The sequence below is a fragment of the Micromonospora sp. BS32 genome (assembly GCF_059089345.1).
This window is the reverse complement of sequence record NZ_JBSSHR010000007.1, coordinates 216672-228621: the sequence shown is the minus strand read 5'-3', so window position 1 is coordinate 228621 and position 11950 is coordinate 216672. Positions and strand designations below refer to the sequence as shown.

Sequence of the window (11950 nt, the reverse complement as noted above, 5' to 3'; positions counted from 1 at the left end):
TGACAAGGGAAGTTGTGACGGGGGTAGTCACGCATGTAGATATAGCGATACACCGCGGAAAAGAGAAGGGGTGGAGCGCTTCCAGCCCTCGACACTGGCCGAACGGAGGAGGAGCCCTGGTGAGGGAACCCGGCGGCGTCGATGCACGTCCGATCGGCATGAGATCACCCGCCCCTGCCGCTGTCAAGATCATGGTCGCTGCCGCCCTGCTGACCGGCTGCTCAGCGACCGACCCGGCGTCACCTGGGTTGTCGCCGTCCGCCTCGGCCACCGGGGCCACCGCGTCCCCCGGTTCCACCCCGGCGAGCAGCACCCCGGGCGGCGTGACCTCGGCCCCCGCGACGACCGGCGCGCCGCCCACCACGGGCACGACGCTCCCCCGGGTGGTGCTGAACCGCACCGGCGGCTTCGCCGGGCAGACCCGGACGGTCACCGTCGAGCCGGACGGCCGCTGGACCGTCACCGGTGACGGGGCCCGGGGCAGCGGGCGGCTGACCCCGGCCCAGCTCGACCAGCTCCGCTCCCTGGTCGCCGACCCCCGACTCGCTGCCGAGGCGACCCGGCCCACCGCGTCGACCGTGTGCCGGGACGCCTACGAGTACCAGCTCACCGTCGGCGCGACGAGGTCGTTCTACGTCGACTGCCCCTCGGACGCCGCCCGCCCGCCGGCGACCCGCGCCGCGGTCGAGCTGCTGACCCGGGCCACCGGCGGCTGAGCCGACCGCCCGGCTACCAGCCGGCCGCCGCCGCCCGCAGGGCCCGGCGTACCGCCTGTACCTCCCGCCGCCCGGCCACCCCCGGCCGGGCGGTGAGGAAGAGGGTGTTCAGCGGCGGCACCGCCGGGGTGAGCAGCGGGCGCAGGGCGCCGGCGGCCAGCTCACCCCGACAGAGGTACGTCGGCAGCACGCTCACCCCGGCCCCGGCGAGCACCGCCGCCCGGACCGCGCGCAGGTCGGCCACCACCAGGCTGGGCGCACGGGTCAGCCGGGTGTCGAAGACCGTGCGCCACCAGCGCCGCAGGATCGGCGCCTCCTCCGCGTACGCCACCAGCGGGACGTCCCGCAGCACCGCTGCGGTGACCGGCTCGGGCAGCCGCTCGGCCCACCCGGGCGCGGCCACCAGCGCGAACTCCTCGTCGTAGAGCGGTTCGGCGGTGAGCCCGCGCCGACGGGGCCGGACGCTGCTGACCGCCAGGTCGAGCCGGCCGGCCACGACGTCGTCGAGGAGCTGGTCGGGCAGGCCGGCGGAGACCCGCAGCTCCAGCCCCTCCGCGACCAGCCCGGCCACCGCCGGCAGGGCCAGCTCCGCGAGGAACTCGGCCGGCCCGCCGAGGAAGACCGTCCGGGGGTACGGGGTGGCCGAGTCGTCGGCGAGCACGGCGTCGAGCCGGTCCAGCGGCTCCGCGACCCGGCGGGCCAGCTCGTCGCCGGCCGGGGTGGGCACGACACCCCGGGGGACCCGGTCGAAGAGCGGCCGGCCGACCGCCTCCTCCAGCGAACGGAGCTGGGCGGTGACCGTCGGCTGGGCCAGCCCGAGCAGTTCGGCCGCGGCCGTGATCGATCCGGACCGGTGCACGGCCAGGAAGCTGCGGAGCAGGTCCAGCGACACCTTCACATCAGCAAACCTATCGCCGGTGTGTCATTCGCCTATTGGTCAGCTATGGATTCGCGAGCCAGCATGGTCGGCATGACACGTGCACTCATCGCTCTGACCAGCCACCGCCAGCTCGGCGACACCGGCCGGGAGACCGGCTTCTACGTCGGCGAGGCCGCCGAGCCGTGGGAGGTCTTCCGGGGCGCCGGCTGGGACGTCGACCTGGTCTCGGTCGCCGGCGGCCAGCCGCCGCTGGACGGCCGGGACGAGAACGACAAGACCCAGAACGACTTCCTGGCCACCGCCGACGTGGCGAACACCCCGAAGGCCGCGGACGTCGACCCGACCGGCTACGACGTGATCGTGTACGCGGGGGGCCACGGCGCGATGTGGGACTTCCCGGACAACCCGGACCTGGCTCGGATCGCCGCGTCGATCTACGAGCGCGGCGGCGTGGTCTCCGCGGTCTGCCACGGCCCGGCGGCGCTGGTGAACCTGAAGCTCTCCGACGGTTCGCATCTGGTGGCGGGCAAGCGGGTGGCCGGCTTCACCAACGACGAGGAGAACGCCGTCGGCCTCACCGACGCGGTCCCCTTCCTGCTCGCCGACAAGCTGACCGCCGCCGGCGCCACCCACGTCCCGGCGCCGAACTTCACCGAGCAGGTGGTCACCGACGGCCGCCTGGTCACCGGCCAGAACCCGCAGTCGGCCCGGGCCATGGCGGAGGCCGTCGTGCAGGCCGTCCAGTCGCGCTGACAGCCGTTCTCCTTCGAGGGGTCGTCCCGCCCGGGCGGCCCCTCGACGCGTTCCAGGGGCCCACGGCACTTTGCAACGCGACGTTGCGTTGCGGTAGCGTGCGGGACATGACCGCCGCCGCGTTCGCCTCGCAGACCGCCGCCCCGAGCAACCCGGCCACCAGCGGGGTGCCGCCGGTGGTGCCCGACCGGACCGGGGAGCTGGTGGGCCAGGTGCGGGGCAGCGGTCCCGCGTTCACCGCACTCTCCCCGCTGACCGGGGCGCCCACGGTGGACGTACCGTCGAGCGGCCCGGCCGATGTGGCGGGCGCCTTCGCCGACGCGACCGACGCCCAGCGGGCCTGGGCGGCCCTACCGGTCGCCCGTCGGGCCGCCGTGCTGCTCCGGCTGCACGACCTCGTCCTCGACCGGCAGGCCGAGGGGCTGGACCTGATCCAGCTGGAGTCGGGCAAGGCCCGCCGGCACGCCGTCGAGGAGGTCCTCGACGTGGCCATCACCGCGCGCTACTACGCCCGGGCCACCGCGCGGCTGCTCCGCCCCCGACGCCGGGCCGGCGCCCTGCCGGTGCTCACCCGCACCGTCGAGCTGCGCTCCCCGGTCGGCGTGGTCGGCGTCGTCTCGCCGTGGAACTACCCGCTCTCGCTCGCCGGCGCCGAGGTGCTGCCGGCCCTGATGGCGGGCAACGCGGTGGTGCACCGGCCCGACCCGGCCACCATGCTCAGCGCGCTCTGGCTGCGCGACCTGGCCGTCACGGCCGGGCTGCCCCCAGCGCTCTGGCAGGTCGTCGCCGGGGAGGGCGCCGACGTCGGCCCGCTGGTCACCGGGCGCGCCGATCTGGTCTGCTTCACCGGTTCCACCCGGGTCGGCCGGGAGGTCGCCGCCCAGGCGGCCCGCCGGCTGGTCCCCGCCTCGCTGGAGCTGGGCGGCAAGAACCCGCTGCTGGTGCTCGACGACGCCGACCTGGACCGGGCGGTGGAGGGGGCGATCCGGGCCTGCTTCGCCAGTGCCGGCCAGCTCTGCGTCTCGGTCGAGCGGGTGCACGTCGCCGACCGGCTGCACGACGAGTTCCTGCGCCGCTTCGTGGCCCGCACCGCGACCCTGCGACTCGGGGTCGGCGGCGACTTCGACGCCGACCTCGGCTCGCTCGCCTCCGCACGGCAGCTCGACACGGTCACCGCGCACGTCGCCGACGCCGTCGCCAAGGGCGCCACCCTGCACACCGGCGGCCGGCACCGCCCCGACATCGGCCCGTACGTCTTCGAGCCCGCCGTGCTCACCGGCGTCACCCCCGGCATGACCATGTACGCGGACGAGACCTTCGGCCCGGTCGTCGCGGTGTACCGCTTCGACACCGACGACGAGGCGGTCGCGCTGGCCAACGACACCGCCTACGGGCTCAACGCGAGCGTGTTCAGCGGCTCCGGCGCGCGCGGCGAGGCGGTGGCCGCCCGGGTCGACGCGGGCAGCGTGAACGTCAACGACGGCTACTCCGCCGTCTGGGGCAGCATCGACGCCCCGATGGGCGGCTGGAAGGACTCCGGGCTGGGCGGCCGGCACGGCGCCGACGGGCTGCTCCGGTTCACCCGGGTCAAGACCGTGGCCCGGCAGCGTGGGCTGGACCTCGCGCCGGCGTACCACCGGTCGGGCGCGGAGACCGCGGCCTGGACCCGCCGGATGACCGCGGCGCTGCGCCTGCTGCGCCGCACCGGCCGATGACCGCCCCCGGCTCCGCGGCCAACGGCGGCCGCGGCCCGCGCGGCGCCGCGGCCATCCACGCCGCCGTGCTGGACCTGCTGGAAAGCGAGGGGTACGCCGGCCTGACCATCGAGGGGGTGGCCCGCCGCTCGGGGGTCAACAAGACCACCCTCTACCGCTGGTGGCCGTCGAAGCCGTCGCTGGTGGCGGCGACCTTCCGGCACGCCATCGCCCGCGACCTGCCGGTGCCGGACACCGGCTCGCTGCGCGCGGACCTGGTTGCGCTGGTCCGGTCGAAGGCGGCCTTCCTCGGCGACGGGCCCGGACGGCTCGCCGCCGACGTGCTGGCGCACACCGGCGCGGACGGCGAGCTGGCCCGACTCGCCGACGAGCTGCTCGGCCAGCACTGCGCGCACGTGGCCGAGGTGACCGCCCGGGCCCGCGCCCGGGGTGAGCTGACCGGCCCGGTGGACGACCTGCTCCTGGCAGACCTGCTGCTCGGCCCGGTGTGGCTGCGGGCCGTGGTGACCCGGCGTCCACTGTCGACGTCCGAGACCGACGCGCTGGTCGACACCCTCCTCGCCGGCCTGCCCCTGGCCCCCTCAACCGGCCCGGCCTGACCGGTCCCGCCGTTCCCGCCCGGCCGGCGTCGCCGTTGGCCCCGGCCTGTCCTCATCGGCGTCTCCATTCCGGCGGTCCGGCCGCGACCGGAGGCCTCACCTCCCACCTACCAACTTGATGACGTCGGCGAATCACCGCCGAGCCGTCGAGTGCCGGCCTCGCCCGCGGGCCGTGGTGCATCCACGTCATCAAGTTGGTAGCGAAGCAACCGGCCTACCAGCGCCCGCGCCGCTGGGACGTCGCCGCGCTGCCGCTCGGGCGGCCGACATCCGGGCGGCCGGGATCAGAGTGCCGTGACCAGGCGGAACCGTAGGGCCACGGCTACCGTGTCGTCGTCCACGGTGAACGCCGGGTCGCCGAGCCAGCCGCGGTAGTCGGGCCCGTGCCAGAACTCCTCGTGGCCGGCCCGCCAGTCGGCGACCGACTCGTACCCCTCGCCCTCGTCCCGGGCGTGGTCCAGGTCGACGTCGCCGACGCGGACGATACGCACCTCGGTCAGCTCGATCACGGCGACCGGACGACCGGCGGAGTCGACGACCACCGAGCGGTCGCCCACGACCGACAGCGGCTCGGCGTCGCGCTCGTAGTCCTGCAACAGCCCGGTGGTCGAGGTCTTCGCCCCGGAGAGCACGGCGGCGACCAGCTGGTCACGCAGCGGCCCCGGGAAGGCGAACTCGCAGATCGGCAGGTCGTCCGGTGTCGTCGTCACCGGGCCGACGGTAGCCGGGTCACGCCGCCGGTCACACCCGATAATCCGGGGGCAGCCCGGTCCCCCGCAGCTCCGGCGGCAGGTGGGCGACGTCGTTGAAGGCGATCAGGCTGGGTGGGCCGGCCGAGCTGTAGCGGATCACCGTCAGCCCGGCGTTGTGGTGGTTCAACCCCAGCCAGCGCCGCTCCGGCGCGTCCAGGGCGTGCCGGACCAGCCAGGCGATCAGGAAGTTGTGGGTGATCACCAACTCCCGGACGTCCCCCTCGGCCGGCGCCGTGGCGAAGCGCGCCACGGCCTCCGCCGCCAGTCGCGGCCCGTCGACCCGCTCGGCCGCCGGGAACCCGGCCAGGAAGTCCACGTACGCCGGGGGCAGGCCGGCCGGATCGGTGTCGTGCGGGAGGTGGTCGCCGGCCAGCTCCGTCGCGTACACCGGGATGCCGGTCAGCGACCCCGCGACCAGCTCGGCGGTCTCCGCGGCTCGGCGCAACGGGCCGTGGTGGACAGCGCGCACCGGTACGCCCCGCAGCCGCTCGCCGAGCAGCGCCGCCTGCCGCCGGCCCCGCGCGGAGAGCCCCACCTCGGGCGCCTCGGCGGCGGCGCTCTCCTGCTCGGCGTGCCGGGCCAGGTAGAGCAGGCGGGTCGGCATGGTCGTCTCCTCGTGAGGTCGGGAGGCGCGATGCTAACCCGCGCCCCCCGGCCCGCACCGCCCCGGGCGTCGCCGGCCCCGGCCACCGTCTCCTCAGGACCGAGGGAACATCTGGCCGATGCGGATCCGGTTGCCGAACGGGTCCCGGATGCCGAAGTCTATGCCGTACGGCCGCTCGGTCGGCTCGTCGGTGATCTCCACGCCCTTGGCGACCAGATCCTCGTACGTCTTGTGGGCGTCGTCGGTGGTCATGAAGAGGTAGCCGCCCAGCGCCCCCTTGGTGAGCAGCTCCCGGACCTGCTCGGCGGTGGCCGGGTCCAGCGCGGGCGGGCCGGGCTTCTCCAGCAGGATCTCGCGCTCCTGGTCACCCGGGAGGTTGACCGTCAGCCAGCGCATGAAGCCGAGGTCCTGGTCCGTGTTGACCTCCATGCCGAGCTTGCCGACGTAGAAGTCGAGGGCCTGGTCCTGGTCGAGGACGTAGATCTGGGAGCGGCTGATCGCGTTCATCGTCATGCCTGAAACGCTAGAGGACTGCGGTGACCTGCTGCTTATCCAAAACTGCTGGGCCTGGTCCAGGCCTTGGTGAAGCAGCTCGGCACGTGCGCGGCGGCGGCCGACCGGCTCCTGCGGAAGTCGCTCGGCGACTCGCCGACGATCTGGCGGAACGTCCGGCTGAACGAGCCGAGGCTGCTGAACCCGACCGCGAAGCAGATGTCGGTGACGTCCCGGTCGCTCTCGATCAGCATCGACATGGCCCGTTCCACCCGTCGGCGTTGCAGGTAGCGGTGCGGGGTCTCGCCGAAGGTGGCGCGGAACGTCCGGATGAAGTGCGCCTCGGAGACGAGCGCGATCCGGGCCAACGCCGGGATGTCCAGCGGCTCGGCGTACGCCCGGTCCATCGCGTCCCGGGCCCGCAGCATCGCCCGGTTCGACTCTTCCACCGCACGACTCATCGCACCCTCCCGGCCCGCGCCGACCCCCGTCCCCGCCGAGCCTAGGCCAGACCCCGCCGACCGAGGGGGCACCGATCCACGGCTACGGGTGACACCGGCCTCCCGTCACCCTGCTGCCGGTGTCACCCCGGGGGCTTCGGCTGCGCGACGAGCAGGAGCACCGCCCCCAGCAGCGCGGCGCCCACGACGAGGGACGGCGACACCTGGTCGAGGAACCGGACCCACCCCGGGCTGGCGGCATCGTGCACCCAGCCGAGCTCAGGGCCCGTGCGGTCCTGGCGGGGGCGGTTGCTGAACCAGTTGGCGCAGCAGAGGAGGAAACCACCGTGCGTCAGCCCGAGGATCGTCCGCCAGCCGGCGCTGCCGTCGTTGAGCCTCGCGGTCCCGAAGAGCAGCAGGATGACGACCACCGGCGTGAGGACGAGTTGGGCCATTCCCACCTGTTCGGCCAGCAGGTAGCCGAGGGAGCCGTTCATCGAGTCGGGGGACCCCGCGTAGAACACGTCCGGGTGGGTCAGGTCGTAGCCGGTGAGAACGGCGGAGAACACCAGGCCCAGGCAGAGGAGACCGGTCGTCGCCCAGAGCCACTCTCCGGCGCGTACGGCGGCGGGGGTGGCCAGCCCAGGGTGGGACTCGTCCGGGTCGCTCCCGGGTCGCTCCCGACGCTCGTCGATCGGTTCCATCCGATCATGATGCCGGCCGCACGGTGGCAGTGGTGTCCCCCGTCGATCCCCCCTGCCCGGCACGACCCGCCCGACAGGGTCGTCAGCCGCCCCGGCCCACCCGCCCGGCCCGCCTCCGGTACGCGCGCAGCGCCCGGTCGAACGCGGCGGGCGGCAGCGACCAGTCGCCCTCGGCGGGCGCGCCGAGCCGTGCCAACGTGGGCGGCAGCACCTCCATCCAGCCGAATAGGCCGCGTCCCGTACTCCCGCGCCGCAGCGCCGCCCCGGCCTCGGTGAGCCAGTACCGGTCCGCCGTGGCGTCGGCGCCGACGAGCCCGGCGGCGACGAGGCGGGCGACTGCCCGCACCAGTTCCGTCTCGGCCGGAACGGCGTGGTTGATGGCGTCGGCCTTCGCGATCACCTGGGCGAGGGTGTACCCGTCACGCGGGCCGCCGCCCTCGATCGAGGCGAACACCCACGCATCGGAACTGGTCCATCCGGGGGACACGACCCAACCCCGGTCGACCTGCTAATGCTGAGCCTGCTGCCGGGTCACGGCGCGATCTTCAGCGTGTACGTGTACGACGCCGCGGGCGAAAAGTTTCCGGCCGCGTCGTAGCCGGCGACGGTGAACGTGAAGGGCGTGCGCCGCCCGGTGTAGTAGGACTCCAGGTCGTAGGTACCGAAGGTATGGGTCCACGTCCCGTCCGCCCCGATGGACTCGGTGGCCGCCTGGCCCGACTCGGGCTGGATCCACACCTCGGTCGACGGCTCGCCGGTACCGCTGATCGTGAACGACTTCGTCGTGATGACCTTCTTCGGCGACGGCGAGGTGACGACGGGCGTCGGCGGCGCCGTGCCGTCGACGGTGAACGTGACGCTGGCCGTCGCCGTCCTGCCGTAGCTGTCCGTGGCCTCGAAGACCGTCGTGTACGTCCCGTCAGCGATGTAGCCGCCGTCGTAGACGAAGGAACCCGAAACGCCGCTCAGCAAGGTCGGCCCACTGCCGTCGACGTACACCTTGATGGTGGACTCGTAGTTGACGTAGCCGGTGATCTTCACGGTCGGGTCGACGATGGCCCCGTCGTTGGGCCCGGTGATGTACAACTCGAGGGGCGGCGGCAGCACCTGGTAGGCCGAGCAGTAGCTGGCGTAGGTGACGTTGAGGTCGAGGTTGCGGATCTGCGCGCACAAGGTGTTCCAGCCGTAGTCGAACTGCTGGTACACCATCTCCCAGGTGCCGTCGGCGCGTAGGGTGCCGTAGCGGTCCTCGCCGTTGACGACCAGGACGAGGCGGTAGGCGCTCGGGTCGGCGTTGGAGGTACCAGTGACGCTGATGTCGCTGGGTCCGGTGCTCCCGTTGGCCGGCGACGTGATCGTCACCGACAGGTCTTCCGCCTGGGCGGGGGCGGCCCCAACCAGCACACCGACCAGTGCGGACAGCAGAACGACGATCCCCATACGCAGCCTCATCGCTGCCCCCTCCGTGTGGTAACCAGGATCGTGCCCCACCCCACCGACGCGGACAATCAATTGCCATAGGTCAAGTTCTGCAAATGGCGCGATGGTACGCCCGGGCACCCGGCCAGTCGGTGCAGGTCAACCAGCATGGGCCGGCGGCGGTGGGTCCTGGGTACGTGGAAGCGCAACTTGGAGCCCCTGCGGACCCACCAGTGGCTACAGCGCAGATGCCCCTGGCAACGGTCTGTGACCGCTCGATCCGGTGCCGGCCAGCCTCCTGGCGCAACCAGGCTCGCGACGAAATCACGAGACACCACCGCAGTCGGGGGTGGACGGTATGCGGTGTGGAATTCGTACTCCCCTGTCCGTGCTGCGGCTACCGGACGATGAGAGGAGCGCCGGGCAGTTACGACATCTGCCCGGTCTGCTGGTGGGAGGACGACATCCTCCAACTCCGTTGGCCACAGCTCGCCAGCGGCGCCAACAAGGTCTCACTCATCGAGGGCCAGCGAAACTTCGCACATACCGGCGCCAGCACCGAATTGCCGCTGGGGGTTGAGCTCGCCGACCCGAACAACCATGACCTCGAACCGCACTGGCGCCCCATCGACCTTGGCCGCGACACCTTCGAACCGCCCCTCTGCCAACTCGCACCGTGGCCGGACGACCTGACCGTCCTGTACTGGTGGCGCTACCGCGACGCCGGCGCTTGGCGCAGACGGTAACCACATCCCACGCGCTGCTGGCATGATCGCGCCGTGGGGCTTCTGTGCGACTACTTCCCGGCCGCGTCCGATGACGCTGCGGCTGCGGTGATCGATGTCCTCGGCGGTCCGCGGGCCGCTTCAGACCGCGGCTCGGATGTTGTCGAGCTGAAGGGGATAGAGCCCTTTGTGCAGCTCGGGAAGCTGGAGGGGTTACTGACGGGCGTCGACTACGAGTCCGTGACCGAGAATCCGAGGTGGGGCCGCGCCCTCGCTGTTCGTCATGACGGCGAGCTACTTGTCGTCTCGCTGACGGACGAAGTCCAGGCGGCGCTGGCGGGCGCCTCGAAGAGCCAGCTACGTGAGGTTGCGGTGCCCTGGTCGCAGAGCGAGGAGTTCTGGGGGCAGGGAGAGCCCTCCGACCTGGCCGAGATCCTGATCGAGCTGGCGGCCTTGGCGCGCGCAGCGAAAGCACGTCATGAACGCCTGTACTGCTGGGTTTGCGTCTGATCGGCGCGCCGTCGTTGTCGCTGGTCGGTCCGTTCCGGGATCTTGCGGTCCCGGAGCTGCCTGATGGACTTGGAGCCCCCGGCCGGGATCGAACCGGCGACATCTCGCTTACAAGGCGAGTGCTCTGGCCAGCTGAGCTACAGGGGCGCGTGTATCGACGTCAGCATAGCGACCGGCGTCCGGTTTTCCCGCTCGGCACGGGTCCCGGGCACGGGAAACGTCAGTTTCCCGACCGGTCCGCCGACGGATCGGTCCTGCGGGCGACCGTACGGCGTGGTATTTGATGCCTCGCCGTGCCCGACTGACCGTTATGTGTATGCCGGGCGTCCCATCCGCTGTCCCTCGTCTTGGCAGGGGTGCGAAACCCGTTTACCGTGCAGTGACACGGAAGACACCCCGATCGGCTCCGGCCGCCCCCCGGTGCGTCGCCCGTGAACCGGCGCCGACTCGGCGCCGGTGGCTCCTTCACTCGGATCGTCCGGCACGTTCCTGCCGGTGAAAGGAAGCGCTTCACCATGGCTACGGTCACCTACGCGAAGGCGTCCCGGATCTACCCGGGCACCGAACGCCCCGCCGTCAACCAGCTCGACCTGCAGATCGGCGACGGCGAGTTCCTCGTCCTCGTCGGCCCGTCGGGCTGCGGCAAGTCCACCAGCCTGCGGATGCTCGCCGGCCTGGAGGACGTCGACGACGGCGCGATCTACATCGACGACCGGGACGTCACCCACCTCCCGCCGAAGGCCCGCGACATCGCGATGGTCTTCCAGAACTACGCCCTCTACCCGCACATGTCGGTGTACGAGAACATGGCGTTCGCGCTGAAGCTGCGCAAGACCTCCAAGGACGAGATCGACCGCCGGGTCAAGGAGGCCGCCGCCCTGCTCCAGTTGGAGGATTACCTCAACCGTAAGCCGAAGGCGCTCTCCGGTGGCCAGCGCCAGCGGGTCGCGATGGGCCGGGCGATCGTCCGCGAGCCGCAGGTCTTCCTCATGGACGAGCCGCTGTCGAACCTCGACGCCAAGCTGCGCGTGCAGACCCGTACCCAGATCGCGTCGCTGCAGGCCAAGCTCGGCATCACCACGGTCTACGTCACCCACGACCAGGTCGAGGCCATGACCATGGGCCACCGGGTGGCGGTCATGCTCGACGGCGTCCTCCAGCAGGTGGACACCCCGCGGGCGCTCTACGACACCCCGGCCAACGTCTTCGTCGCGGGCTTCATGGGCTCCCCCGCCATGAACATCAAGACCGTGCCGCTGAACGAGCAGGGCGCGGCGTTCGCGGAGATGCACATCCCGCTGACCCGCGAGCAGGTCGAGGCGGCCCGCGCCGAGGGCGGCGACGGCAAGGTGACCGTCGGCTTCCGTCCGGAGGACTGCGACCTGGTCAGCCCGACCGAGGGCGGCATGCCGGTCATCGTCGAGCTGGTCGAGGACCTCGGCTCGGACGCCAACGTCTACGGCCACGCCGCGCTGGAGGGCCACGACGAGCGGTTCGTGGTCCGCACCGACCGGCGCACCATGCCGAACATGGGTGACACCGTGTTCGTCAAGCCGCGCGCCGGCCAGAGCCACATCTTCAACGCCGCCAGCGGCAAGCGGATCTGACGTACGGAAAAAGGGGGCGGTCCGCTTCGGCGGA

At 72.3% G+C, this 11950-nt stretch carries 15 protein-coding genes and 1 tRNA gene; 7 read left to right on the top strand and 9 right to left on the bottom strand.

What is annotated here, in order from left to right; genetic code table 11:
* The first annotated feature begins 323 nt into the window (after nt 1–323).
* A complete protein-coding gene (locus tag AC5RWQ_RS14035; protein WP_494283156.1) occupies nt 324–716 on the top strand; it encodes a hypothetical protein in 393 nt (130 codons plus the stop codon).
* Between the two features lie 13 nt (nt 717–729).
* Here the strand turns inward: AC5RWQ_RS14035 and AC5RWQ_RS14030 are convergent, their stop codons facing one another.
* Nucleotides 730–1614, bottom strand: coding sequence for a LysR family transcriptional regulator (locus AC5RWQ_RS14030; protein WP_494283155.1), 885 nt, complete (start codon nt 1612–1614; stop codon nt 730–732).
* Nucleotides 1615–1686: 72 nt separating this feature from the next.
* On the opposite strand from AC5RWQ_RS14030, the gene AC5RWQ_RS14025 reads away from it, so the two are divergent.
* From AC5RWQ_RS14025 to AC5RWQ_RS14015, 3 genes are all read left to right on the top strand, one after another.
* Nucleotides 1687–2349 carry a type 1 glutamine amidotransferase domain-containing protein gene (locus AC5RWQ_RS14025; RefSeq protein ID WP_494283154.1) on the top strand — a complete coding sequence of 221 codons (663 nt, stop codon included), beginning with the start codon at nt 1687–1689 and terminating at the stop codon, nt 2347–2349.
* Nucleotides 2350–2456: 107 nt separating this feature from the next.
* Complete coding sequence (locus AC5RWQ_RS14020; RefSeq protein ID WP_494283153.1) at nt 2457–4064, top strand: succinic semialdehyde dehydrogenase; 1608 nt, start codon at nt 2457–2459, stop codon at nt 4062–4064.
* A complete protein-coding gene (locus tag AC5RWQ_RS14015) occupies nt 4061–4663 on the top strand; it encodes a TetR-like C-terminal domain-containing protein (RefSeq protein ID WP_494283152.1) in 603 nt (200 codons plus the stop codon). The genes AC5RWQ_RS14020 and AC5RWQ_RS14015 overlap by 4 nt, the downstream gene beginning before the upstream one ends.
* Nucleotides 4664–4947: 284 nt before the next feature.
* Here AC5RWQ_RS14015 and AC5RWQ_RS14010 read toward each other — a convergent pair whose 3' ends face one another.
* From AC5RWQ_RS14010 to AC5RWQ_RS13980, 7 genes are all read right to left on the bottom strand, one after another.
* Nucleotides 4948–5373, bottom strand: coding sequence for an ASCH domain-containing protein (locus AC5RWQ_RS14010; protein WP_494283151.1), 426 nt, complete (start codon nt 5371–5373; stop codon nt 4948–4950).
* 31 nt (nt 5374–5404) lie between these two features.
* Nucleotides 5405–6019 carry a histidine phosphatase family protein gene (locus AC5RWQ_RS14005; RefSeq protein ID WP_494283150.1) on the bottom strand — a complete coding sequence of 205 codons (615 nt, stop codon included), beginning with the start codon at nt 6017–6019 and terminating at the stop codon, nt 5405–5407.
* Between the two features lie 93 nt (nt 6020–6112).
* Complete coding sequence (locus AC5RWQ_RS14000; protein ID WP_334483892.1) at nt 6113–6532, bottom strand: VOC family protein; 420 nt, start codon at nt 6530–6532, stop codon at nt 6113–6115.
* Nucleotides 6533–6567: 35 nt separating this feature from the next.
* On the bottom strand, nt 6568–6972 hold the full coding sequence (locus AC5RWQ_RS13995) for a helix-turn-helix domain-containing protein (protein ID WP_334483895.1): 405 nt from the start codon (nt 6970–6972) through the stop codon (nt 6568–6570).
* 122 nt (nt 6973–7094) lie between these two features.
* On the bottom strand, nt 7095–7655 hold the full coding sequence (locus AC5RWQ_RS13990; RefSeq protein WP_494283149.1) for a hypothetical protein: 561 nt from the start codon (nt 7653–7655) through the stop codon (nt 7095–7097).
* An 82-nt stretch (nt 7656–7737) separates the two neighbouring features.
* Nucleotides 7738–8109: a hypothetical protein gene (locus AC5RWQ_RS13985; RefSeq protein WP_494283148.1), complete on the bottom strand. Its 372-nt coding sequence runs from the start codon at nt 8107–8109 to the stop codon at nt 7738–7740.
* 77 nt (nt 8110–8186) lie between these two features.
* Entirely contained in the window at nt 8187–9215 is a 1029-nt protein-coding gene (locus tag AC5RWQ_RS13980) for a hypothetical protein (protein ID WP_494283147.1), read from the bottom strand.
* 224 nt (nt 9216–9439) lie between these two features.
* Between AC5RWQ_RS13980 and AC5RWQ_RS13975 the strand changes: the two genes are divergently transcribed.
* Together AC5RWQ_RS13975 and AC5RWQ_RS13970 are read left to right on the top strand one after the other, a co-directional pair.
* The gene (locus tag AC5RWQ_RS13975; protein ID WP_494283146.1) at nt 9440–9820 is read left to right on the top strand and encodes a CPCC family cysteine-rich protein; all 381 of its coding nucleotides are present in this window, start codon (nt 9440–9442) and stop codon (nt 9818–9820) included.
* A 33-nt stretch (nt 9821–9853) separates the two neighbouring features.
* Nucleotides 9854–10309, top strand: coding sequence for a hypothetical protein (locus AC5RWQ_RS13970; RefSeq protein ID WP_494283145.1), 456 nt, complete (start codon nt 9854–9856; stop codon nt 10307–10309).
* Nucleotides 10310–10379: 70 nt separating this feature from the next.
* On the opposite strand, the gene AC5RWQ_RS13965 is transcribed toward AC5RWQ_RS13970, so the two are convergent.
* Nucleotides 10380–10456 (bottom strand) — tRNA-Thr (locus AC5RWQ_RS13965).
* A gap of 368 nt (nt 10457–10824) precedes the next feature.
* Here AC5RWQ_RS13965 and AC5RWQ_RS13960 point away from each other — a divergent pair.
* Nucleotides 10825–11916, top strand: coding sequence for an ABC transporter ATP-binding protein (locus AC5RWQ_RS13960; protein WP_494283144.1), 1092 nt, complete (start codon nt 10825–10827; stop codon nt 11914–11916).
* The last annotated feature ends 34 nt before the right edge of the window (nt 11917–11950 follow it).

Coding starts and splice junctions, on each gene's coding strand:
- AC5RWQ_RS13995 (WP_334483895.1), bottom strand. CDS start 6,972: ATGAGTCGTGCGGTGGAAGAGTCGAACCGGGCGATGCTGCGGGCCCGG.
- AC5RWQ_RS14020 (WP_494283153.1), top strand. CDS start 2,457: ATGACCGCCGCCGCGTTCGCCTCGCAGACCGCCGCCCCGAGCAACCCG.
- AC5RWQ_RS14025 (WP_494283154.1), top strand. CDS start 1,687: ATGACACGTGCACTCATCGCTCTGACCAGCCACCGCCAGCTCGGCGAC.
- AC5RWQ_RS14015 (WP_494283152.1), top strand. CDS start 4,061: ATGACCGCCCCCGGCTCCGCGGCCAACGGCGGCCGCGGCCCGCGCGGC.
- AC5RWQ_RS14000 (WP_334483892.1), bottom strand. CDS start 6,532: ATGACGATGAACGCGATCAGCCGCTCCCAGATCTACGTCCTCGACCAG.
- AC5RWQ_RS14005 (WP_494283150.1), bottom strand. CDS start 6,019: ATGCCGACCCGCCTGCTCTACCTGGCCCGGCACGCCGAGCAGGAGAGC.
- AC5RWQ_RS13960 (WP_494283144.1), top strand. CDS start 10,825: ATGGCTACGGTCACCTACGCGAAGGCGTCCCGGATCTACCCGGGCACC.
- AC5RWQ_RS13990 (WP_494283149.1), bottom strand. CDS start 7,655: ATGGAACCGATCGACGAGCGTCGGGAGCGACCCGGGAGCGACCCGGAC.